At 63.0% G+C, this 22061-nt stretch carries 20 protein-coding genes; all 20 read right to left on the minus strand.

What is annotated here, in order from left to right; genetic code table 11:
- Window positions 1-3 precede the first annotated feature (3 nt).
- The 20 genes from M5B43_RS05515 to M5B43_RS05610 all read right to left on the minus strand — a co-directional run bounded on the left by M5B43_RS05515 (window position 4) and on the right by M5B43_RS05610 (window position 22016).
- Window positions 4-936: a pyridoxamine 5'-phosphate oxidase family protein gene (locus M5B43_RS05515; protein ID WP_248749146.1), complete on the minus strand. Its 933-nt coding sequence runs from the start codon at window positions 934-936 to the stop codon at window positions 4-6.
- Between the two features lie 79 nt (window positions 937-1015).
- Window positions 1016-1900: a LysR substrate-binding domain-containing protein gene (locus M5B43_RS05520; protein WP_248749147.1), complete on the minus strand. Its 885-nt coding sequence runs from the start codon at window positions 1898-1900 to the stop codon at window positions 1016-1018.
- The gene (locus M5B43_RS05525) at window positions 1900-2820 is read right to left on the minus strand and encodes a LysR family transcriptional regulator (RefSeq protein WP_248749148.1); all 921 of its coding nucleotides are present in this window, start codon (window positions 2818-2820) and stop codon (window positions 1900-1902) included. The genes M5B43_RS05520 and M5B43_RS05525 overlap by 1 nt, the downstream gene beginning before the upstream one ends.
- A gap of 17 nt (window positions 2821-2837) precedes the next feature.
- Entirely contained in the window at window positions 2838-3470 is a 633-nt protein-coding gene (locus M5B43_RS05530; RefSeq protein WP_248749149.1) for a glutathione S-transferase, read from the minus strand.
- Window positions 3471-3708: 238 nt separating this feature from the next.
- On the minus strand, window positions 3709-4500 hold the full coding sequence (fetB, locus tag M5B43_RS05535) for an iron export ABC transporter permease subunit FetB (RefSeq protein WP_248749150.1): 792 nt from the start codon (window positions 4498-4500) through the stop codon (window positions 3709-3711).
- The gene (locus tag M5B43_RS05540; protein WP_248749151.1) at window positions 4497-5180 is read right to left on the minus strand and encodes an ATP-binding cassette domain-containing protein; all 684 of its coding nucleotides are present in this window, start codon (window positions 5178-5180) and stop codon (window positions 4497-4499) included. The genes fetB and M5B43_RS05540 overlap by 4 nt, the downstream gene beginning before the upstream one ends.
- 123 nt (window positions 5181-5303) lie before the next feature.
- Complete coding sequence (locus tag M5B43_RS05545) at window positions 5304-5726, minus strand: chemotaxis protein CheY (protein WP_248749152.1); 423 nt, start codon at window positions 5724-5726, stop codon at window positions 5304-5306.
- 153 nt (window positions 5727-5879) lie between these two features.
- Complete coding sequence (locus tag M5B43_RS05550) at window positions 5880-8030, minus strand: phosphocholine-specific phospholipase C (protein WP_248749153.1); 2151 nt, start codon at window positions 8028-8030, stop codon at window positions 5880-5882.
- Between the two features lie 157 nt (window positions 8031-8187).
- Window positions 8188-8622, minus strand: coding sequence for a RidA family protein (locus M5B43_RS05555; protein WP_248749154.1), 435 nt, complete (start codon window positions 8620-8622; stop codon window positions 8188-8190).
- 11 nt (window positions 8623-8633) lie between these two features.
- A complete protein-coding gene (locus tag M5B43_RS05560; protein WP_248749155.1) occupies window positions 8634-10217 on the minus strand; it encodes an FAD-dependent oxidoreductase in 1584 nt (527 codons plus the stop codon).
- A gap of 9 nt (window positions 10218-10226) precedes the next feature.
- Window positions 10227-11150, minus strand: coding sequence for an ABC transporter substrate-binding protein (locus tag M5B43_RS05565; protein ID WP_248749156.1), 924 nt, complete (start codon window positions 11148-11150; stop codon window positions 10227-10229).
- An 18-nt stretch (window positions 11151-11168) separates the two neighbouring features.
- Window positions 11169-11942 carry an amino acid ABC transporter ATP-binding protein gene (locus M5B43_RS05570; RefSeq protein ID WP_248749157.1) on the minus strand — a complete coding sequence of 258 codons (774 nt, stop codon included), beginning with the start codon at window positions 11940-11942 and terminating at the stop codon, window positions 11169-11171.
- Entirely contained in the window at window positions 11935-12906 is a 972-nt protein-coding gene (locus tag M5B43_RS05575; protein WP_248749158.1) for an amino acid ABC transporter permease, read from the minus strand. The genes M5B43_RS05570 and M5B43_RS05575 overlap by 8 nt, the downstream gene beginning before the upstream one ends.
- 25 nt (window positions 12907-12931) lie before the next feature.
- Complete coding sequence (locus tag M5B43_RS05580; protein ID WP_248749159.1) at window positions 12932-15325, minus strand: TonB-dependent receptor; 2394 nt, start codon at window positions 15323-15325, stop codon at window positions 12932-12934.
- A gap of 415 nt (window positions 15326-15740) precedes the next feature.
- Window positions 15741-17351 carry a gamma-glutamyltransferase family protein gene (locus M5B43_RS05585; RefSeq protein WP_248749160.1) on the minus strand — a complete coding sequence of 537 codons (1611 nt, stop codon included), beginning with the start codon at window positions 17349-17351 and terminating at the stop codon, window positions 15741-15743.
- A 120-nt stretch (window positions 17352-17471) separates the two neighbouring features.
- Window positions 17472-18251, minus strand: a complete 780-nt coding sequence (locus M5B43_RS05590; protein ID WP_248749161.1) for an amino acid ABC transporter ATP-binding protein — start codon at window positions 18249-18251, stop codon at window positions 17472-17474.
- Between the two features lie 2 nt (window positions 18252-18253).
- Window positions 18254-19030 (minus strand): amino acid ABC transporter permease, encoded by a 777-nt coding sequence (locus M5B43_RS05595; protein WP_248749162.1) that lies wholly within the window; start codon window positions 19028-19030, stop codon window positions 18254-18256.
- Between the two features lie 12 nt (window positions 19031-19042).
- A complete protein-coding gene (locus M5B43_RS05600; protein ID WP_248749163.1) occupies window positions 19043-19849 on the minus strand; it encodes an ABC transporter substrate-binding protein in 807 nt (268 codons plus the stop codon).
- A 65-nt stretch (window positions 19850-19914) separates the two neighbouring features.
- Window positions 19915-20583 carry a GntR family transcriptional regulator gene (locus M5B43_RS05605; protein WP_248749164.1) on the minus strand — a complete coding sequence of 223 codons (669 nt, stop codon included), beginning with the start codon at window positions 20581-20583 and terminating at the stop codon, window positions 19915-19917.
- Window positions 20584-21395: 812 nt separating this feature from the next.
- Window positions 21396-22016: an NAD(P)-binding domain-containing protein gene (locus tag M5B43_RS05610; protein ID WP_248749165.1), complete on the minus strand. Its 621-nt coding sequence runs from the start codon at window positions 22014-22016 to the stop codon at window positions 21396-21398.
- Window positions 22017-22061 lie beyond the last annotated feature (45 nt).

The raw sequence follows: 22061 nt of genomic DNA on the forward strand, positions 1-22061 counted from the left end.
CGGCTACCACGTTCCCATCGCCAGACTGTACGGCGAAAACTGCGCAAACTGCCAACGCAAGGCCAACGCTGCCGGACGGCGGACCCCATGCTCCACCGTCACCGTCCACAATCGCTGCGCGCCTTCAAACTCGGCCACTTGCGGCCCGCTGAGAATCAACGAAGTACGCCCGGCCACTTGCAGCACGTCCCCTGTTTCAAAATCAACAAACAGCAACCCCGCCACCGGGTTGGCGTGCAGGTTGCCCAGGGTGTTGAAGAACAGGTTGCCGGCGAAGTCGGGAATGGTCAGCACGTCGCCTTCCACACGCACAAACCCCGTATTGCCACCGCGATGAGACACGTCCACCGAGCGTTCGCCGTGCACATCCACGTAGCTGGCGACGAAGAAGGTGTCGGCGTTGCGGATCAGCGCTTGTGCAGCGTTATCCAGGTGGCTGATGGGCTCGGCCACGGTGCCGGGTTTGCGGGCGATCGACTCGACAGGCCGCAGTTGGATGTACTTGGGGCAGTTGCCGAAGGTGTGCACCACGTCGACCGAGACGCCATCGTGATCGAGGGCGCCAATACGTCCGTTCATGCGGTTGCGGCGCCGGGTGTTGAGGTCAATGCCCAGTACGCCCACCGCCGCGCCGGTATGCAACGCGGCTCGGGCGGGATCGCTCGCACTCGGCAGGCTGTCGATCTGTAACGTCTGTGGGTCCGGCGAATGGGCAAACCCTGGCGCGCCTTCAATCATCGTCGCCCAGGGAATGCCGTGCGCATCCACGACGCCAAGCACCAGGTAGGGCAGCAAGGGATAGAAATCCCGATGCTGCTCGGGCAGGTGATCGCGAATCACCTTCGGGCCAATCATTGCCATGCGCTCAGCGGCACCGGCGCTTTCCTGCAGTTGCCGTTCGCCGGCGTGCCAGGGGGACTGTTCAATCGGGTTCATGGCGCTCACCTCGTGTCAGATGCCCAAATGCTGCGCCTTGCCAGCCTTGAACAGAATGCTCACCCCGGGCAATCCATCATTACGCCAACTGAAATGCCGGGTGCTCACGCAGTGCTGCCACGCAGTGATCGACAAAGCTGCGCACGCGCATGGGCGCATTGCGGCCCGCGCGGTAGACAACGTGCACCGGCAATGGCAGCGGTTCATCTGCGTGCAACACGCGGCGCAATTGGCCGCTCACCAAATACTCGTGAACCGGGTAGCTCAGGCAACGGATAATCCCGGCGCCGTGCACGGCGGCATTGATCGCGCCTTGCACCGTGGAGCAGCGCAGGCGTGCGCGGGCCTTGAGCGGGCCGCCCTGAACGTCCCAATGAACCTGATCGGCGCTGGCAATCAGGCGATGCTGCTTGAGGTCGTCCGGGCGCAGCGGTTCGCCCTTGGCCATGAGGTAATCGGGGCTGGCGCAAAGGATAGGCCGTACGAAACCCACCGGCCGCGCGATCAACGATGAACTGGGCAGTTCCCCCACCAGCACCGCCACGTCCAGCCCCTCTTCATGCAGGTTCGGGTAGTAGTCGTGGTAGTGGGCCTCCAGGCGCACGGCCGGGTGATCCTCCAGATAACCGGCCAACACCGGCGCCATCACGTAACGGCTGAACAGAAACGGCAAAAATACCCGCAGTTTGCCTTGGACCTGCCAGTGCAAACCGGCGGCCGAGGCTTCGGCGGCGTCTACGGCCGCCAGCAGGCGCAGGCAGTCGGCCATGTACGCAGCGCCGGCGTCGCTGAGGCTCACACCGCGTGTACTGCGCTGCAACAATGGCACGCGCAGGCGCGCTTCCAACCGGGCAATCGCGCGCACCAGCGTCGGGCCCGATACCTGGGCGCTGCGGGCCGCCGAGGCCAAGCTCGAGTGCCCGGCCAACGCCACAAACAGCTGCATGTCGCGATAACGTTCCATCAGCCGAGCGGCTGCATCGCCGGGTTCAGGGCACGGTCCTGCCCGAGGCGATGGCTGAGGAAGTCAACAAATGTGTGGACCTTGGCCGGCACCCGGCCAGTCTTCTGGAACACCACCTGGATGGGCAGTGGCGCGGGCTCGAAATCCTCCAGCACAATCTCCAGTTCACCGGCCGCCACGGCCGCCGCGACTTGATACGACAACACCCGCGTCATGCCCCACCCCAGCTTCGCCAGGTTGATCGCGGCGTTGTTCGCCGAGACCACGAGTCGCGGCTCGATGGGCACCGTCAACGCCTGGCCCGCCTCAACAAACTGCCACTCGCTGATCAGTTGGCTGGCAGACGAGGTGGCGATCCTGGCTTCACGCAGTTGCTGCGGATGCCGGGGCCGACCATGCTGGTCAAGATAGCCGGGCGATGCACAGACCACACGCCGCACTTGCCCCACCTTGTGCACCTGCTGACCGGACTCCTGCAGATGACCGATGCGCACGGCCACGTCGACACCTTCGTCGCTCATGTTCACCACACGGTCGACCAGCAAGGCATTGATATTGACCAGCGGAAAACGGTCGAGATAGTCACCCAGTACCGGCGCCACATACAGCTCGCCAAACAGCACCGGCGCGGTCACCGTAAGGTGACCGCAGGGGATCGAATAACTGCCCGCCGCCGCTTCCTCGGCCTCGTCCAGTTCAGCGAGGATGCGCCGGCAATCTTCTAGGTAACGCTGGCCGGCTTCGGTCAGGTGCAGGCTGCGCGTAGTGCGCGCCAGCAGTTGGGTGCCGATGCGCTGTTCCATGGCGGCGATGGCCCGGGTGACGCTGGGTGGCGAAGTGTTCAGGCGGCGCGCGGCAGCGGCAAAGCCCTCCTCCTCGGCCACCGCCACGAACACCAGCATTTCATGAAATCGATCCATCGGCGCGCCTCTGAAGGTTACTGTGATTGCAGCCCTGCCGCGGTGCGCGGCATACCGACGAAGCCTGGCAAGGCTTCGATGCTGGCCAGCCAGGCGCGCACGTTAGGGTAGTCGGCCAGCGACACGTTGCCCTCAGGCGCATGAGCGACGTAGGTGTAGAACGCGATGTCTGCGATGGTCGGCTGCTCGGCGGCGAGGAAGCGGCTCTGGCTCAGTTGCAGCTCCACCTGTTGCAGCAAGGCATGGGAGCGGTTGATCGCGGTGACGGTGTCGACGTCGGCGCCAAACACCACCGCCAGGCGTGCGGTGGCGGGCCCGGCGTGAAGTTGGCCGGCAGCAGCCGAAAGCCAGCGCTGTACGCGCGCCTGGCCGACCGGATCGCTCGGCAACCATTGGCCTTTGCCATACTGGCTCGCCAGGTAGACCAGAATCGCATTGGAATCGGCCAGCACGGTGCCGTTGTCGTCAATCGCCGGGACCTGGCCGAAGCAGTTAATCGCACTCAGGAACTCAGGCGCCTTGTGCGCACCTTGCTTGAGGTCGACCAGGATAAATTCACTGGGCAGCCCCAGCAGCGAAAGCATCAGCTCAACCCGATGGGAGTGGCCGGACAATGGAAAACCATACAGTTTGATCGCAGGCTGGGACATGAAAGGCTCCAAAAGTGGGGTATCGACGCCAGGCATGTTCCACCGCTGCCTCAATCGACGGAATGACCAGGTTTTACAATCCAGCATTTCAGCTGATGAAACAATCACTCGCCAAACAATTCCACGATCAGGTTGAACAGCGTGCTCTTCACCGCGCTGTCTCCCGGGGTAAACGCCAATACCCAACCCGGCGCAGACCAGCGCCGGCAGGGTGCGGCCGTGGACCTGCCCGCCAGCGTCAACGCTCTTGCAACCGATCACGCAAGAACCGATGGCTCGCGGAAAACAACCGCCGGTAGGTGAGCAGCACCGCGCCTACGGTGCCCAACGCCGATGACGCGGCGATCAGGAACATGATCACGATCTGGTAGCGCACCGCGTCCACCGGGCTCTCCCCCGCCAGCACCTGGCCGGTCATCATGCCGGGCAGGCTGACGATACCCACCACGGTCATCTGGTTGAGCGTCGGGATCATCCCGGCGCGCACGGCCTGGCGGATCGCTTCCTGCGCCGCCTCCCAGCGTGAACCACCCAGGGCCAGGATCATCTCGATGGTGTTACGGCCCGAGGTCAGTTCCTGGGTCATGCGCTCTATCCCCAAGGACACACCCGTCAGGGTGTTGCCGAGGATCATGCCCAGAATCGGGATCGCATACTGCGGCTCGTACCACGGGTGGATGCGGATCACCGCAAACAAGCCCACGGCCGTGACCAGCCATGAACTGCCCCACACCGACAGAATGCTGTCGACCCGCTGCCCGCGGTAAGTGCGCCGTCCGCGCCCCGCCGCCGACAGGCCGGCGATCAGGGTCATGGCGCACATCAGCGGCAGCACCACGTACCAATAGGCGAATTCGAACACCCAGCCGAGCAGGTAACCAATCGCCAGCAGTTGCACCACCGTGCGCACGGCGGCCCACAGCAACTGGCGTTCCAGGCCCAGGCGCAACAGCAACGACAGCGCGCCGTTAATCAGGATCAGCGAGGCGGCGATGGCCATGTCCAGGGCGGTGAGGTCGTGATAATTCATGCCTGCGTCGCTCCGCTCAAGACGCCCGCACTCATGTGCAGGTGGATAGAACTCATGCGTTGCGCCTGCTCCAGGTCGTGGGACACCCAGATATAAGCGCGGGCCTGATCGCCGGCAAACCAGGCGTCGACCAACGCTTCCACATCACGGGATGAGGCGGGATCAAGAGCCGCGGTGGGCTCGTCCAGCAACAGCACCTCCGGGTTGAGTTGCAACGTACGAATCAACGAAACCACCTGGGATTCGCCACCCGACAAGTCTGCGGCGTTTTTGGCCAGAAAGTCCGGCGCCTTGCCGGCATGCCCAAGCAGTGTGGTAACCGTCTCCAGGTCAAAGCGGCGTTGGCGCAGGGTCTTGAGGCTGTAGGGGAAGCGCAGGTTGTCCTCCACCGTCCCCTCGATCAGTGCCGGGCGTTGGGCAAGGTAGCCGATATGGCTGCGGTAATGGGGAATCTGCGCGTTGACGATCGGCTGGCCGTTCCACAGCACCTGCCCGGACGAGGGCGTATCCAGCAAGGCCAGCGCCCGCAGGAACACGCTTTTGCCGGAGCCGGAAGAGCCGGTGATGGAAACGCGGTCGGCGTGGTTCAGGGTGAAGTCAGTCGGTTGCAGCAACACGACCTGGAGGCGTTCGTCCCTGCGCGTGAGGGCCCGGGTTTCAATCAACGGGGTGTCTGTCATGAACTCATTACTCAAAAGGGCCGTGCCCTGAATCCATGACTGAATATCACATTTCTACCGCTCCCAACCTAATTGCGGACACGGTTTGGGCAAGGCGTCGTATGGCGCGACGCCTTTCATCGTCTAATCCCGTTCCTGAACCACCGCCCAGCGGCGCGCCGTCACCGTCGGGTCCACCCTTTCCATGCACCGGGACAGCGCGTCGAAATCCGGCGACTGCGACAGGGGCAGGCGCGAGGTCTGCCTGGCCGACACCGACATCACCGAATGCTGCGCACACTGCCCGTCATAAATCAGCGCGTGGCGAATCAATGGGTTGTCCTGGCAGTACTGCAACAGGTTGACTTGGCGAGCGCCCACCAGCGCAGCGTTGATGATCAACAGGTCGAATGCCACGCCGCTCGAGCGCGTCAACGCCACCAGTTCGTCAAACGAGCTCAAGGGCGCGACGCGAAAATAACCCATGTGGTTGAGCATTTTCTCGATCTTGACACGCTGGTGAAACGCTCCATCGGCGATCAGGAGACGTAACGCTTTATTGGGCATAGGTAGGCCTGGCAGTGGGGCAGCAACGTCGATCAGTCAACGCATTGCACAGTACCGGCCAAAGGCTAAGCATGACTCTAAGATGATTCTGAAAATGACACCGAGCAACGGGCGACGGATGCCTTCAAATGGATCCGCCGCCCTGTGGGCGCCTTACACCGGTTTGCCCATCAACGGGTCACTGATGCTGTGCGCGCCGGTCTCGATCCGCCCCGCCACTCGGCGAGCCCAACCTTGTTCATTACGCACGGTGAAGTCATACCAGCCACCGCTCGGCTGGCCGGAAAACGTGCGTTGCTGCGAACTGCCGCTGGCAATCTCAACCAGCCATGGCCCTTGCTGGGTATAAGGGCAACGCTCAATGGTGATCGAGGCAGGTTGCAGGCCGGCGTTGATGATCGTCAGTTGCAAACTGTCGCCTTGATAGGCCACTGACAACTCGGGTTCGTGCTGGTGCACCTGGCCCTTGAATGAACGATGGAAGCCGTTCGGTCCCAATAGCCACAGGTCATAGCTGCCGGAGACTGGCCATGTGTCACTCAGGTGCTTGTCGGCCCCTACGGTGTAACGCCGCGGGATATCTTCCAGGTGCAATGAGTCGTAGACATGAAAGACCGCGCCTTGGTCGCCATGGTTGAAGAAGTTCAAGGTCAATATCCCTGCGCGCCGATCAGCCGCGCCTTCGACGTTCAACTGGTAGGGCAATGCGCGGGATGGGCGGGCCATGCGTTCTTGAACCGGTGCCTGTTGTCGACCCACTGCGGGCACCGCGACTTGCGCGAGCTGTTCCTGGCGCTGGCGCAGCAAATCCGCCGCCTGGCGCGTGGTGTCATGCAGCGGTGGCAGCCTCTCGGTGTTGGGGTTGACGAAGTTGAACGCCGAGGTGAGGTCGCCGCACACCGTGCGACGCCACGCGCTGATATTGGGTTCGCGTACCTGGAAACGCTTTTCCAGGAATTGCAGCACTGAGGTGTGATCAAACGCCTGGGAATTGACCCAGCCGCCTCGGCTCCAGGGCGACAACACCAACATCGGCACCCGTGGCCCAGGCCCGTAGACGCCACCGTCAGGTTTGGGCTGCTGAGTAGAACCGGGCGGTGCCGGGTGAGTGAAGATCTCACTGTCGAACGTCACCGTGGACTTGCCGGCAAAGCTGCCATCGGCGCGCTTCGACGGGGCTGACGGTGACGGTACGTGGTCGAAGAAACCGTCGTTTTCATCGTAGTTGACCAGCAACACGGTCTTGCTCCAGACCTCAGGGTTGGCCGTCAGCGACTTGAGAATCTCCTGGGTGAACCAACCGCCCTGCACCGGGCTGGAAGGACCGGGGTGTTCAGAGTAATTGGCCGGGGCAACCAGCCAACTCACCTGGGGCAGGCGTCCCTGCTTTATGTCGTCGCGAAAGCCCTGGATGATCGTCTCGAGGTCGCTGCCACTGGCCGATGGCAGCGTGTTGCCGTTGCCTTTGTACAGCGGCACGCGGGCGTTAAGTTGATCGCTGTAGGGGACAAAATCCTTGAAGTCTTTCGGCGGCTGCGCCGGGTTGCCGGCGGCGACGCTGGCCGCACGAAACTGGCGGAAACCGGCCAGCGGGTTATCACCAAAGTTATCCGGCAAAAACTGATAGACCTTCCAGCTCACACCCGCCTCTTCCAGTCGCTCGGGGTAGGTTTTCCAGGTGTAGCCCACGGTCGCAGCGCCAGGGCCATCCCACTCGTTGACCACCGCCGCCACCTTGGCGCCGGTCGGGCCGTTGGTGCCGGTCCAATGGAACAGCCGGTTGGGGTTGGTGCCGGCGTGGACCGAGCAGTGGTAGGCATCGCACAGGGTAAACGTGTTGGCGAGGGCGAACTGGAACGGCAACTCCTGCTCGCGGTAGTACCCCATGGACGTAGGGGTTTTGTAGGTGGGCCAGGCGCCCATGCGGCCACTGGCCCAAGCGGCGTGTTCGTCCACCCAGGAATGCGGCGTACCGTCGACACGCTGGGCGTTGCCGCGCGAGCTGTCGAGGTGATACGGCAGCACGCGCCGCCCCTTGCCTTGTTGCTCCCAGACCGTGCGCCCGCCCGACAGCGGTATCGTGAAGCGATCGCTGAAACCGCGCACACCGGGCAAGGTGCCAAAGTAGTGGTCGAACGCACGGTTCTCCTGCATGAGGATGACCACGTGCTCGACATCCATGATCGTGCCGGTGCGGTTGTTGGCGGGTATCGCCAGGGCCTGGCGGATGGAGTCAGGTAAGAGTGCGTAGGCGGAGCCGATGGCGGCGGCCTGGAGCAGGGTCCTGCGGGTGAGAGTCGGCATGACACTATTCAATCCCTTGGGTGTTTGAGACAAAAACTCAGAACACGGTAAGGGCTTAAAACGACAAGAAGGTGACACCCATTGCTTGCAACTAAGCCGGATTGCCCCCGAGCGCTGCAGGGGCAACTGGCGTGCGTTTTCATTATCAGGCGTGGGGTCACGCCGTTCGGGCGGCAATGGCCTCGACCTCCACCAAGGCCCCCGGCAATGGCAACGCCACCACTTGCAACGCCGTGCGCGCAGGTTTGCTCGGTTGCTCGGGCGTGCCGAAGAACTGCGTATAGCCGCGCTGCAACCCGGCAAAATCGAGTTTGCCATCGGTCTCTTCAGCCCCGACCAAAAACACCCGCAACTGCACGATGTCACCCAGGTCCAGGTCGTGTTGCCGCAGGATCTTGCGCAGTTTGTTGAACACCGACACCGTCTGCACCTCGGTATCGCCATACGCCGCCGGCGTGCCCGCTGGCGCCTGTGCATCCGCCAGATCGGGCAAGGTGCCGCTGATGAAAATCAGGCTGGCCGAAGCCGGTACGGTGACGGTTTGCGAGATGGGAAAATCGCCGACGCTGGTGCGTTGAATGCTGTCACTCATGGTGTCTCTCCTTATGAGGCGGCCACTGCCGCGATAGATTGTCGTTGGGTGACCCGTTCGGCCAATTGCGCGACCACGTGGCGCGCCGAGTTGGCGGCAGACTCCTGCCAAATCCCCACGCCGCTTTGCACCAGGCCGTCCCCGGCAAAGTACACGCGACCATGGGCCTGCTCCAGTAACGCGCTGGCGTCGGCCGGGAAGTGCTCGCGTTGCAGCCACGGGCCTTCGCTGTAGGGGATCTGCTCCCAGGACACCGCCAGCGGGTTGCGCAGGTGCTTGGAATAGCCTGGATGCAGCAATTCCACGGCGTCCCTGGACGTGGCGTATTGCTGCTCGAGCGGCTGTGCACCAAACACATCGGCGCCCTCCCCGGTCACGTAGCCCGCCACCAGCAAACCTTCACGGGTGTTGAGGTCGTTGCTCGGGTACCAGAGCAGGCGCGCCGGGTGCTCGATCCACGACAGGCCACCGTAGGTGCGGTAATCGGTTTCCCAGAAGCGCGGGGATTGCCACGCCACCTTGGTCGCCTGGTCGCTGCGCGTGCTGAGCAAGGCGGCTTTGATCGGGTCGCTGAAGTCGGTGTCGAGTTTGGCCAGCAAGGGCAGCGGCAAGGTCGAGATCAAATAGTCGCCACGCACCACCTGTTCGCGGCCGCTGTGTGGGTCGTGGTAAGTCACCGTCACGCCGTCTTCCCACTGGCGGATCTGGCGGACCTGGGCGTGCAACTGCACGTGCTCACGGACGCGCTGGTAGAAGGCGTCGGTGATTCGGTCCATGCCGCCCACCGGCTGGAACATGGTGGCCGAGAACTCCGGGAATTCGGTGTGCAGCAACGCGCCCCAGAGCTCCGGGTGCAGCAACTGATCCAACGCCAACGGACGGCGGCTGGCGGGCAAGGCCCCGGGATGGGCGGCGGACTCCAGGTGCCCCGAGCGCAGGCTGCCCTCAAACGCCAGCGCCTGGGACAGGTCACCGTACACCTGCAAAAACGCCAGCAAACGCGTGCGCTCCTCGCGGCTCAATACGTCGTCGAGGGCGTCGCGTTGCACCGCTTTGGCCAGTAACCCGGATACGTGCCCGCGCGCATCATTGACCGCCTGGCCAACGCTGAACGCCGGTCGTTGCACGTCCGGTCGCACCTGGGCGCCGTGGCTGCTGTTGACTAACACTTCCAACGGCACGCCCAGTTCGCTGCAGTAGTCGAGAAGGGTGCGGTGCTGGCTGGGAATCCTTGCCGGGCCGGCGTTGAAATACAGGCCCGGATCAAACGTCACCGTCTGCGAGCGGCCGTCCTTGTAGTCCACACGGTCGCCGTTGCGCAGGGTCCAGGTGCGCCCGCCCACGCGGTCGCGGGCTTCCAGCACGTGCACGGCGAACCCGGCTCGGGTCAGCTCCAGCGCCGCGACCAACCCGGCAATTCCGGCGCCCAGCACCAGCACACGGGTGCCTTGCCCCAGGCCGTCCTTGAGTTTCAGCGGTTGCGGCCGCCGATGCGATGACGGCCCCAACCCCAATGCCGCCAGTGCATCCCTGGCGGCCTGTTCGCCGCCCACGGTGGCGATGCTCGACAGGGCTTCACGTCGTGTCAGTCCCATGTTCGTCTCCTAGTCCGGCAAGCCCGGTGGGTTGATCAACGACTTGTCGACGCGCTCCACATCCAGGCCCCAGCGCTGCAACACCTGCGCGTATTGGCCACCGGCAATCGCGCCTTGCAGGGCAGTGTGGATCGGCTTGACCAGGCCGTTGTCCTTGCGCGTGGTCACGGCGATATCCGCCTGCAACGGCCAACCACCGTTGACGGTGCCGACGCGCTTGATGCCGCCGGTGATCGCGGCGGAATAGGCGTACACCGAGTTGGGGCCGAACAAGGCATCGCTGCGCCCGGATTGCACGGCCAGTTGCGCGGCGGCCTGGTCGTCGAAGTACTGCAATAACGCAGGTTTGATGCCGGCTTTCTCATTGGCCTCGTTCCAGGCCAGCAGGACCTTCTCCTGGTTGGTGCCTGAGCCGACGATGATCTTCAGCCCGGCGATGTCAGCCGCCTGTTTGATCTCGTTGATCTTGCTGGTGCTCTTGACGTAGAAACCCAGCACATCCTGGCGGTAGGTGGCGAAGTCGAAGCGCTTCTTGCGCGCCTCGGTCACGGTGACGTTACTGATCACCGCGTCGTATTTGCCCGAGCTGACGCCCAGGGGCCAGTCTTCCCAACTGGTCTGCACCACGTTGAGTTGCAGGCCGAGGCTGTCGGCCACCAGTTGTGCGGTGTCGGCTTCGCTGCCAATGGTGGTCTTGTCGTCATTGGCCAAAAGCGCCAGGGGCGGCCCGGCCACGCCGGACACGGCCACGGTGAACTTGCCCGGCTGGGCGAACTTGAAGCCCGCTGGGATCTGCGCGATGGCCGCTTCGTTACGTGGTGCGTGGATGCGCGGGCGGTCGGGGCTGAGGTCGACCTGTTGCACGGCGAATGCGCTGTGGGCCGTGCTGACGGCAAGCGCCAGCACGGCGACGCGGGCGGTATGGATGAGCATGGGCAGTCACTCCTTGAACTAAAGCACCTTGCCAAGAAAGGCTTTGGTGCGGGGATGTCGGGGTTGGCGGAAAATCTGTTCGGGCGGGCCTTCTTCGATCAGTTGCCCGTCGCAGAGGAACACCACGTGGTCAGCAACTTCACGGGCAAAGCCGATCTCATGGGTGACGATCACCAGGGTCACGCCCAATTGGGTCAGGCCCTTGATCACGTCCAGCACCTCGCCCACCAGTTCCGGGTCGAGGGCTGAGGTGGGCTCATCGAACAGCAGCACCTTGGGGCCCAGTGCCAGGGCGCGCGCAATCGCGACACGTTGCTGCTGGCCACCGGAAAGCTGCCGGGGGTAAGCCTGCGCCTTGTCCGCCAGGCCGACCTTGGCCAGCAGCTCGAGGGCCTTGGCCCGCGCCTCGGCCTTGCGCCAACGCTTGTGGGCCAACGGCGCTTCGGCGATGTTTTCCCAGGCGGTGAGGTGCGCGAACAGGTTGAAGTTCTGGAACACGAAGCCCACATCGATGCGCCGCTTGAGAATCTCGCGCTCCTTGAGCTCGTAGAGCAGGTCGCCCTTGCGCCGATAGCCGACGTATTCACCGTCGATGGTGATATGCCCGCTGTCGATCTTCTCCAGGTGGTTGATGGTGCGCAGCAAGGTGGACTTGCCCGAGCCGGATGGCCCGAGGATGACCGTGACCTTGCCTGGGTCGATGGTCAGGTCGATGTCCTTGAGCACCTGCTGGTTGCCAAAACGCTTGCCCACGCCCTGGATCTGGATGCGCCCGGCGCGTGCGTCACTCATGGGTGTTCTCCTTGAGCCAGCGGCGCACGCGTTGCAGTGGCGTGGGTGGCAGCACTCTTGCCGTACCGCGTGCGAAATGCCGTTCGACGTAGTACTGGGCGCTGGTCAGCACGGTGGTGATGATCAAGTACCAGACGGTGGCGACGATCAGTAGTGGGATCACCGCCTGGGTGCGGTTGTAGATGACCTGCACGGTGTAGAACAGCTCCGGCAAGGCCAGCACATAGACGATGGACGTGCCCTTGACCAGGCCGATGATTTCGTTGAAGCCCGAGGGCAGGATCGAACGCAGCGCCTGGGGCAGGATGATGCGAAAGACGCGCCGTGAAGCCGGCAAGCCCAGGGCGGCGGCCGCTTCATGCTGGCCGGCATCGACCCCGATCAGGCCGCCGCGGATGATCTCCGCCGCGTAGGCCGCCTGCATCAGGCTCAGGCCCAATACCGCCACGGTGAATTGGCTGAGCACATCCACGGTCGACCATTCGGCGAACACCACCGTGGTGAACGGCACGCCCAGCACGATGTGGTCGTACAGATAGGCAAAGTTGTAGAGGATGATCAGCACCAGCAGCGCCGGCATCGAGCGGAAAAACCAGATATAGCCCCAGGCCAGCGCCGCCAGCAACGGTGAACCCGACAGCCGCGCCAGGGCCAACGCAGTGCCGAGGATGATGCTGAACACCGTACTCAGCAGCGTCAGCAACAGCGTCTGGCCCAGGCCGCGCAGCACGGACGGCGAGAAGAACCACTGGCCGAACACGCCCCACTCCCAACGCGGGTTGGTGGCCAGGGAATGCACGATGGCGAGCAGCACCAGTGCGGCGAAGATCGACCCGGCCCAGCGCCAGGGGTGCCGGGCCGGCACCACCTGCAACGCCTTGATCGGCGTGCAGACACGACGCTGGCGCACGGGGTGGGCGGTGACCTCATCGATCAGGTCATAGGGTTTGGCAACAATGGGCATGTTCCAGTCCTCGCAGGTAGCGGCCTTAAAAGGCGTAGGTCAACCGGGTGTAGTAATACCCGCCGGTAAAACCGTAGGGCGAATAGGTGCCGTAGCTGGCGAGCATGGTGCTGCTCGGCACGCCTTGTTTCTTGGGGTAGAGGTCGAACAGGTTCTTGGCGCCGAGGGCGACGTTCAGGTCTTTGGTGAGGTTGTAGCCAAGGTCGAGGTCAGTGATCCATCGAGCGTTGTAGACCCGGTCCAGGTCACGGTTGGCCGATGAGTTCACTTCTTTGTAGGAACCGTAGCGCGTCAGGGCCAGGTTGAGGTTGAAGCGCTCAATGCTCCAGTCTGCGCCCAGGATCAGCTTGGTATTGGGCTGCACACCGGTGATCAGGTTGCGCGCCTGGCGGTCCATCAGGTCATAGGCCGTGCCCAGGATGGTGGTGGACTCCTTGTAGTTGAGGATCTGGGTCTGGTTCCAGTTGAACGCGGCCGTCCATTTCAAGGAGCCGTATTGGCCAAGGTCCTGGTTGTAGTTGCTGACCAGGTCCAACCCCTTGGTGCGGGTATCGGCGCCGTTGATGAAGTACTGGCCGCCGGAGGTGGAATTGATGCCGTTGTTCTGCAAGACCTGGGTGACCTCAGGCCCCAGCAAGGTGCCGGTGAGGGTGATGCGGTCACGCAGGTTGATCACGTAGGCGTCGGCAGTGAACGTCAGGCGGTCGGTGGGCGTGAGGGTGAAACCGAGGCTGAAGTTGGTGGAACGCTCGGGCTTCAAGTCCTCTGCACCCAGCGCCTTGGCCGCCGCCGAACCGACCGGCAGCACGCCGTAGTTGATCGACTGATACACCCCGTCCACCACGCCATAAGTGGTGGAGCGCGCGCTGAACAGACTGTTGGCCAGGGACGGCGCGCGAAAGCCATTGCTGACCGTGGCACGCACGGCAAATTGTGGGGTGAAGTCGTAGCGCGTGGTCAGCTTGCCGCTGCGGGTGGCGCCCACGCCTTCGTTGTAATGCTCATAGCGAAAGGCAGTGCCGATGTACCAATCCGGCAGTGGGTTGAAGCCCACATCGACATAACTGGCGAGGCTGTTGCGCGAGGCGCTGGTGGCTTCGTCCGGTGAAATGCCGTTGGTGACCTGGGCCCCGGATGAGGCGCAGTTACCCGGCGCCACGCAGTAACCGCCATTAGCATAAGAGGCGTAGTCCCCGGCCTGTACCTCGTAGGTATCGCGCCGATGTTCGAAGCCATAGGACACATCCAAGGGTTTTTGCAGGCCAATATCGAAGCCACGCTTGAAGTCCAGGTTGGTGGTCAGCTCCGTGGAAATCCACGTGCCGGACGTGAAGCTGTTCGGCGTGGCTTCGCCCAGGGACGGGTTCTGGTTATGGGTGGTGCCCTGCTCCGCCGCGTTACGCCCGTAAGTGGTGGACAGGTCCCAGTCCCACTCACCCACGGTGCCCTTGCCGCCGAACGCCGCCTGAAAGTCGTCTTCGTCGATGTACCAGGTTGGGGTATACCCCGCCGGGTAGCCATTGGGCCCGGTGGTGATGGTGTTGGTGATGGTCGGCAGGCGGAAGTTCTGCCCCTGCTCGGCCTTGCGCCGCGAGTAAGTGGTAAAGGAATACAGGCTGAAGCGGTCATCGATCGGCAACTCGGCGTTGTAGCCCAAGGTGAGCAGGCGGGTCTCGGGCGTACCGTAGCCGCCGTAGGTGGACTTGCCCGCCAGGCCATACGCCTGCTCGTAGGTGTAGCCGTTGGCGCTGGCCTTGTTGTCATCGTTCTGGCTGCGCGCATCCAGGGCCAGTTGCACGATGCCGCCATTGCCGATTTCAAAGCCCTTGTTGAGGCTTTGCTGCACGGTCTGTTTCTTGCCGTCGTAGCCTTGGCCGACGTTGGTCACGGCGGTGCCACGGGTGTCGGCCTTGAGGATCACGTTGATCACCCCGGCGATGGCGTCGGAACCGTACTGGGCGGCGGCCCCATCGCGTAGCACTTCGACGTGGTCGATGGCGCTGAGGGGGATCAGGTCCAGGTCGGCCGGGGCCGCACCGGTGTTGATGCCGTTGATGTTCAAGGTGGCACTGGTATGGCGGCGCTTGCCGTTGACCAGCACCAGCACTTCGGCGGCGCTCAAGCCCCTCAAATTCGGCGCCCGGGCAATGCCGCTGGCGTCCCAGCCGGTTTTTTCCGGCAGGGTCAGCGACGGGATCACCGCACTCAAGGCCTCCATCAAGCCGGGTTTGCCGGTGCTTTGCAGTTGCTTGGCGCTGACCACATCAATCGGCACGGGGCTGCTGGTGACCGTGCGCTGCTCGGCGCCACGGTTACCGGTGACGACCACGGTGGACAGGGTACTGTCGTCCTGGGCCTGGGCGGTGTTGGCCAGGACCGTCAGGGCCAGGATGGCGGTGGGTTGTAAGACTTGCTTCATAGCCACTCCAGACATTCCAAATCGCGAAGTCGGGCAGCCACGCGGTCGTGCGCGGTGCTCGAAATTTCCAGGGGGTGTTGCGGCGATTGGGGACTAGGGGTGAGGCAGTCGAGGGGGTTGAGTCGGCAACATACGTTGAGCTCCCTTCCAACGATTCTGCCGCGGGGCTATCGCCCGGTTATGGCGCGCAGAATCTGAATCACGCTGGGTACCATCCGAGGTCAGGGGTAGGCTGTTGCGATCAAACATAACGGAATGGATTTTAAAAATATAATGCTATTTGAGCATAAGCTAATATTCTCTAATTTCATTATTTTTGAATGTGTTTATTCATATAAATAATGTCTTCAGACAGATCTCCGGCCAGCCGGTGGCGCTGACAGGCTGGGTGTTGCTCGGCGCGCACTGACGCGCCTTACCACACGGCGATATGCGAATCCGCCCGTGGTTCCGTGCCGCCGCACAGCACTCCGCTGACCGGGTCACGCAGGATGATCTGTCCGCGCCCGTAGTCAGTGAGGTCGCTGGCGATCTGCACCTGGTGGCCACGCCGGGCCAAGGCATTGGCCAGGTCGCGGGAGGCGCCCTGCTCGATGCCGACCTTCATATCGCCCAGCCATTGCCAGCGTGGCGCATCCAGCGCGGCCTGGGGGTTGAGGCCGAAGTCCACCAGGTTCATCACCATCTGCACATGGCCCTGGGGCTGCATATAGCCGCCCATCACGCCGAACGGGCCAAGGGCCTGGCCGCCCTTGGTCAGGAAGCCGGGGATGATGGTGTGGAAGGTTTTTTTGCCCGCTGCCAGGCAGTTGGCGTGGGCCGGGTCGAGGCTGAATTCCTGCCCACGGTTCTGCAACGCAATGCCGCTGTCGGGCAGCACCACGCCGGAGCCGAAGCCGTGGTAGTTGCTCTGGATGAACGAGACCATATTGCCTTCAGCATCCGCCGTGGCCAGGTACACCGTGCCGCTGGCGTGTGGGTCACCCGGTTTGGGTGGCTGTGCCTGTTCGCTCATCTGGGTGCGACGGCGGGTGCTGTAGTCGTCGCTGAGTAAGTCCGCTACCGCCACGCGCATATGCAGCGGATCGGTGATGTAGTGCAGGCCGTCGCTGTAGGCAAGCTTCATGGCCTCGAGCTGGCGGTGCCAGGTCTGTTGGCTGTCGCGGTGATCAAAGGTAAAGCCTTCGAGGATTTTCAGCGCCATCAGCGCCACCAGGCCCTGGCCGCTCGGTGGGATCTCCCACACCTCCACGCCACGGTAGTTGATGTGGATCGGGTCCACCCACTGCGCGCGGTAACCGTGGAGATCACTGGCGCGCAAGTAGCCACCGCTGGCCCGCGAATGGGCATCCAGGCGTGCGGCCAGGGCGCCCCGATACAAGCTTTCGCAGCGGCTGGCGGCCAGTTCTTCCAGGGTACGGGCCTGGGCTGGGTTGCGGAATATCTCCCCAGCCCGAGGCGCGCGGCCGTCGATCAGGTAGGTATCGAACCACGCGTCCAGTACCGAATTACGATGGGGCGTGAATTCATCCAGTGCGTTCTGCCATTGATGGGCAACCACCGGTGACAGCGGGAAACCGTCCCGCGCCAGGCTGATGGCCGGTTGCAGCAGCTCGGCAAACGGCAGCTTGCCGAAACGTTGCGACAGCTCTGCCCAGGCCGACGGGCAGCCGGGCACAGTCACTGGGGTCCAGCCGTACAGCGGCATCTGAGCGTGCCCGGCAGCCTTGACCGCCTCGATACTCAAGGCGTCCGGCGCGTGGCCGTTGCCGTTCAAGCCATGCAACTGGCCCTTGCACCACACCAAGGCAAACGCATCGCCGCCCAGGCCGCAGCCGGTGGGCTCGACCACCGTGAGCGCCGCCGCCGTGGCGATGGCCGCATCGATGGCATTGCCGCCTTTTTGCATGATCTCGATACCGGCCTGGGCGGCCAGGGGCTGGGACGCGGCAACCATGCCTCGACGGGCAAATACGCTCTGGCGTTGCGAGGGATAGGGGTACTCGTGGGCAGAAAATTTCAACATGGCAAAGGCTCCTCGATTCATTGGCCGGATTTGGTACGGTTCCCTTCCCGGGTCATCAAACGCTGGATATTTTCCACCAGGTCGGCGCAAACACAGGTGTGGCGGATGTCCGTGACACGTTCATAACACACGGCTGAGAAAGGCCCGGGTACGGGGGTGGCTGGGGTGGCTGAAGATCTGCTCGGGCGGTCCTTGCTCGATGAGTTCGCCCTGATCGAGTACCACCACGCGGTCTGCCACTTCACGGGCAAAGCCCATTTCATGGGTGACCACCACCATGGTCATGCCCTCCTCGGCCAGTTCTTTCATCACCTGCAACACCTCGCCGACGGTTTCCGGGTCGAGGGCGCTGGTAGGTTCGTCGAACAACAGGGCCTGGGGTTTCATCGCCAGGGCGCGGGCAATCGCGACCCGTTGCTGCTGGCCGCCGGAGAGCATCGATGGGTAGTGGCTGGCCTTGTCCGCCAGGCCAACTCGCGCCAGCAAACCACGCCCCTGTTCCAGCGCTTCGGCACGCGGCGTACCCAGCACCTGGATCGGCGCTTCGATGATGTTTTCCAGCGCCGTCATATGGGGGAACAGGTTGAAGCGCTGGAACACCATGCCGATGTCGCGCCGCTGGCGGGCGATGTTGCGCTCCGAATCGCGCACCAGGCTGCCGTCGCTGCGTTCGCGATAGCCCATGGCGCGGCCATTGACGCGGATGCGCCCGCCCTGGATGTCTTCCAGCAAATTGATGCAGCGGATAAAGGTGGTCTTGCCCGAGCCCGAGGCGCCGATCAGCACCACCACTTCACCGCGTCGTACTTGCAACGAGATGCCCTTGAGAATCTGCAGCGCGCCGAACGACTTGTGGATATCCAGTGCTTCGATGATCAGTTCGTCACTGTGGTGCGCCATGGTTATCGTCCCCTCAGCAGTTTCAGGGTGCTGCGCCCGAACATGCGGCTGGCGGCCGGTGGGGGCGCAGAAGGTCGGTCGGACTGGCTGAAGCGGGCTTCGAGCCAACGCTGGAAAAAGCCCCAGAGGGTGGTCAATGTCAGGAAATACAGGGCGACCACCAGGTACAACTCAAACACCCGGAAGGTTGCCGAGGTGATCATCTGGGTACTGAGCAGCAGCTCCTGCACACCGATCACGCTGACCAGCGTGGTGTTCTTGAGCATCACGTTGAACTCATTGCCCAGCGGCGGCACGATCACCCGGAACGCCTGGGGCAGCACGATGCGCCGCATCAGCTTGGCAAAACCCATGCCCAGGGAGCGCCCGGCTTCGTATTGGCCCTTGTCCACCGCGCCGATACCGGCGCGGATGATCTCGGCCATATACGCACCTTCATTGAGGCCCAGGGCGATGATCGCCGCCTGGATATTGCCCGGAACGATCAGGCCGAACAGCTCGATATCTTCGAAGCGAAAAACCCCGCCTGCCGCCAGCGCCGTGTACAGAAACACGATCTGCACCAGCAGCGGCGTGCCGCGCATCAGCCACACATAAAACCGCACCGGCAGATGCAACAGCGGGTTCTTCGACAAGCGCAACAGCGCCGCCGCCAGCCCCAGCGCGCAGCCCAACAGCATCGCCAGTACGCTGATCAGGCACGTCAGCCACAGCCCCGTGAGGTAAACCCCGCTGGGCTGCAGCAGGTACTGCCAGAACACATCCCAATTGAAATTCATCGCCGGTTTGCCTCAGTCGAGTGTGTCGCTGCTGACATGCCATTTGTTCAGCAACTGCACATAGCTGCCATCGCTGCGCATGTCGCTGATCACCTGCTGTACGGCGGCGCTCAATTGCGGGTCGTCCTTGCGTATGCCCAGGCCGGTGAGGATGCGGCTGAACGCCGGCACGCCTTCCTGGAACAGGTCCGGGGCCATTGCAGCGTAGTAACCGGCGGTTTCCACCGTGGTGCCATAGGCGTCGACCTGGCTGATACGCAGGGCCTGGAAGGCATCGGTGTCGGTGTTGTAGACCACCAGTTTCATTGGCGGCTTGCCGGCCTTGGCCAGGCTTTCATTCTGGGTATCGAGCAGGGTCTTGATGGTGGAGCCGTTGAGCACCGCGACCTTGTGCCCGGACAGGTCATCCAGCGCCTTGATGCCTTTGGGGTTGCCCTTGGGCACCACCACCGACTGGCTGGAATACATGTAGTTGACGATGTCGATCACCTGGCGCCGCTCGGGCTTGTCGAACAACTGGTCGACGATCATGTCGCACTGCTGGGCGAGCAACGCCGGCACCAGCCCAGAGAACGGAATCACGCGCCACTGCACCGGCTTGTCACCCAGGCGCCTGGCAATCTCCAGGCCCAGGTCGACGGTGAGCCCGCGAGGTTTCTGGGCTGGGTCGAAAGACACCAGGGGCGGTGAGTCCATCCCCGAACAATAAGTGAGTTTATCGACCTTCTGCAGACGCTCCGGTACCTGGGGCGCAGCAAAGGCCCATGGGCTACAGAGGCCGAGGGAGACAGCCACCAGCAAGGCGCGGCATTTATGCATGACCAGACACTCCAGTTCGTTGAATAACGGGGCAGGACTCAAAGTCAAAACACAGCAGGGCTTTCTTATTTTTCGGTTTGCAGGAACTGAATCAGCGCCGGCACGGTGCCTTCAATGTGCTCACGTACCACCGCTTCGGCGCGGGCGGCGTCGCCGGCACGAATCGCCTCGAGGATCACTGCGTGTTCCTGGCGGGCGCTGAGGGGTTTTTCACCGTGCTGCAGCCACAAGCGCATGGGCGCCTCGACCAGCGAGTACAACGCCGAAACCTGCTTCATCAGGCGCGGGCGGCCGCTGAGGCTGCACAGGTATTCATGGAACGCGCGGTGCCGGCTGACCCACGCGGCGCTCTCGTCGCGGTAGTCGTCCATCTCATCGAGCATGCGCTCCAGGGCCGCCAGTTGACGCTCGCCAATGCGGCCGACGGCCACACGCACCGCCAGGCCTTCAAGGGCGCTGCGCATCTCGAACACTTCGTGCAGCTCATCAATATCCAAACCGCTGACAACCGCGCCACGGTTGGGGCGCAGCGTCACCAGGCCCTGGGCATCCAGGCGGCGAAAAGCTTCACGCACCGGCATGCGGCTCATGCCGATCTCGGTGGCGATGTCTTCGGCGATCAGCCGGTCGCCCTTGCGGTAGCGGCCGCCGCAAATGGCGTCGAGCAGAAAATTGTAGGCCTCCTCCTCGGCAGTGAGGGGCTGGCGGTCAACGTAAGCGGGAGCAAATTGCATCGGCAGCACCTTTTGAATTTTTGTATCCAATTATCCACGAATACAAAAAAGCAGGATGTGTGCCAAATAGCGTATGAAAAGGTTAAGTCATTGATTTCTTGAAATTAAGCGGAGTGACCTGACCGGCACTTGCGCGCGCGGGCTGAGGCGTGTGCTACCCAATAGCCCAGTGAACGCCCCACTATGTGCCACACGGTAGCGTTCAGGCACACCTCGCACCCGGCGCGGGAGTGGTGATGAGGGGCTTGCTCTCGATAGGCATAGGTCTCTACACAACTTTTGAAGGCCGTCATATTCCCCGGTGGCGAGCGGGCTTGCCCCGCGTTGGGCTGCGCAGCAGCCCCAAAAGCTATCTGCGCGGAGTATCGGGTACACCGCATTCGTCCTTCTTTGGGGGCGCTACGCGCCCCAACGCGGGGCAAGCCCGCTCGCCACAACAGCCGATTTGTCACAGGTTTTGCGTTCGACGGTGATTGTGTAGAGACCTATGGACATCCGGGGGCATCGGTATCCACACAACTTTTGAAGACCGTCATATTCCCCTGTGGCGAGCGGGCTTGTCGAATCGTCGCACCGCCCGCGTTGGGCTGCGCAGCAGCCCCAAAACTGTCTCTGCGGAGTATCGGGTACACCGCATTCGTCCCCAACGCGGGACAAGCCCGCTCGCCACAACAGCCGACTTGTCACAGATTTTGCGTTCGACGGTGATTGTGTAGATACCTATGCCTCGATAGGCGTCAATTGATACGTCGGTGGTTTATCGACACGGCCCATGGCTGCAAAAAATGCTTCACAGCCGGGACATTCTCTTATCAGCCGATATCGACGTGGAGGGCGATGTCCCAGGTGCCGGCACCATTTTTAGCCAGGCCGATCATCATCAGCCCGAGCGACTCGAGCGTCTGGGCCATCTGCAGGCCGCCGACATCCAAGGGACGCAGCCCGAGGCTCTCGAGGAAGATCGAGACGCGCGCCTTGGCGTGCGCATCGTCCGCCGCCATGAACGCGTCGAGGCGTTGATCCTGGGCAAGTACGTGGCCAAAGACGGTATTGAACGCCTTGACGACATGCGCACTGGCGGGGGCGCCCTTGGCGATCTCCTGCGCACCGGAGCTGCCGTGGGGGGTGATGAGGCCCGAGAGATCGGGAGCGACCGGGTTGGTGATATCGATGATCACCTTGCCGTCGAGCGCTTTTCCAAAGTCGGCCAGTACCGCCAGCGCATGGGTGTAGGGCACGGCGAGAATGACGATGTCGCCCACCGGAGTGGCGCCGTAGGTCCCCGTGATTGTTCCGGATGCGAGCTTGTCGGCAAGCGCCTGTGCCTTGGCCAGGTCGCGGCTGACCACCTCGACGGTGTGTCCGGCCTTGGCGATACGGCCGCCGATAGCCGTGGCCATGCCTCCCGAACCGATGATGCTGATAGTGCTCATGTGCAGTCTCCGTTTGAGATCGGTTACGCCGTCACGGCTTGGCCA

This window comes from Pseudomonas sp. MWU15-20650, from assembly GCF_023242475.1.
In the GTDB taxonomy this organism is placed as follows: Bacteria; Pseudomonadota; Gammaproteobacteria; order Pseudomonadales; family Pseudomonadaceae; genus Aquipseudomonas.

Coding starts and splice junctions, on each gene's coding strand:
- M5B43_RS05515 (WP_248749146.1), bottom strand. CDS start 936: ATGAACCCGATTGAACAGTCCCCCTGGCACGCCGGCGAACGGCAACTG.
- M5B43_RS05520 (WP_248749147.1), bottom strand. CDS start 1,900: ATGGAACGTTATCGCGACATGCAGCTGTTTGTGGCGTTGGCCGGGCAC.
- M5B43_RS05525 (WP_248749148.1), bottom strand. CDS start 2,820: ATGGATCGATTTCATGAAATGCTGGTGTTCGTGGCGGTGGCCGAGGAG.
- M5B43_RS05530 (WP_248749149.1), bottom strand. CDS start 3,470: ATGTCCCAGCCTGCGATCAAACTGTATGGTTTTCCATTGTCCGGCCAC.
- fetB (WP_248749150.1), bottom strand. CDS start 4,500: ATGAATTATCACGACCTCACCGCCCTGGACATGGCCATCGCCGCCTCG.
- M5B43_RS05540 (WP_248749151.1), bottom strand. CDS start 5,180: ATGACAGACACCCCGTTGATTGAAACCCGGGCCCTCACGCGCAGGGAC.
- M5B43_RS05545 (WP_248749152.1), bottom strand. CDS start 5,726: ATGCCCAATAAAGCGTTACGTCTCCTGATCGCCGATGGAGCGTTTCAC.
- M5B43_RS05550 (WP_248749153.1), bottom strand. CDS start 8,030: ATGCCGACTCTCACCCGCAGGACCCTGCTCCAGGCCGCCGCCATCGGC.
- M5B43_RS05555 (WP_248749154.1), bottom strand. CDS start 8,622: ATGAGTGACAGCATTCAACGCACCAGCGTCGGCGATTTTCCCATCTCG.
- M5B43_RS05560 (WP_248749155.1), bottom strand. CDS start 10,217: ATGGGACTGACACGACGTGAAGCCCTGTCGAGCATCGCCACCGTGGGC.
- M5B43_RS05565 (WP_248749156.1), bottom strand. CDS start 11,150: ATGCTCATCCATACCGCCCGCGTCGCCGTGCTGGCGCTTGCCGTCAGC.
- M5B43_RS05570 (WP_248749157.1), bottom strand. CDS start 11,942: ATGAGTGACGCACGCGCCGGGCGCATCCAGATCCAGGGCGTGGGCAAG.
- M5B43_RS05575 (WP_248749158.1), bottom strand. CDS start 12,906: ATGCCCATTGTTGCCAAACCCTATGACCTGATCGATGAGGTCACCGCC.
- M5B43_RS05580 (WP_248749159.1), bottom strand. CDS start 15,325: ATGAAGCAAGTCTTACAACCCACCGCCATCCTGGCCCTGACGGTCCTG.
- M5B43_RS05585 (WP_248749160.1), bottom strand. CDS start 17,351: ATGTTGAAATTTTCTGCCCACGAGTACCCCTATCCCTCGCAACGCCAG.
- M5B43_RS05590 (WP_248749161.1), bottom strand. CDS start 18,251: ATGGCGCACCACAGTGACGAACTGATCATCGAAGCACTGGATATCCAC.
- M5B43_RS05595 (WP_248749162.1), bottom strand. CDS start 19,030: ATGAATTTCAATTGGGATGTGTTCTGGCAGTACCTGCTGCAGCCCAGC.
- M5B43_RS05600 (WP_248749163.1), bottom strand. CDS start 19,849: ATGCATAAATGCCGCGCCTTGCTGGTGGCTGTCTCCCTCGGCCTCTGT.
- M5B43_RS05605 (WP_248749164.1), bottom strand. CDS start 20,583: ATGCAATTTGCTCCCGCTTACGTTGACCGCCAGCCCCTCACTGCCGAG.
- M5B43_RS05610 (WP_248749165.1), bottom strand. CDS start 22,016: ATGAGCACTATCAGCATCATCGGTTCGGGAGGCATGGCCACGGCTATC.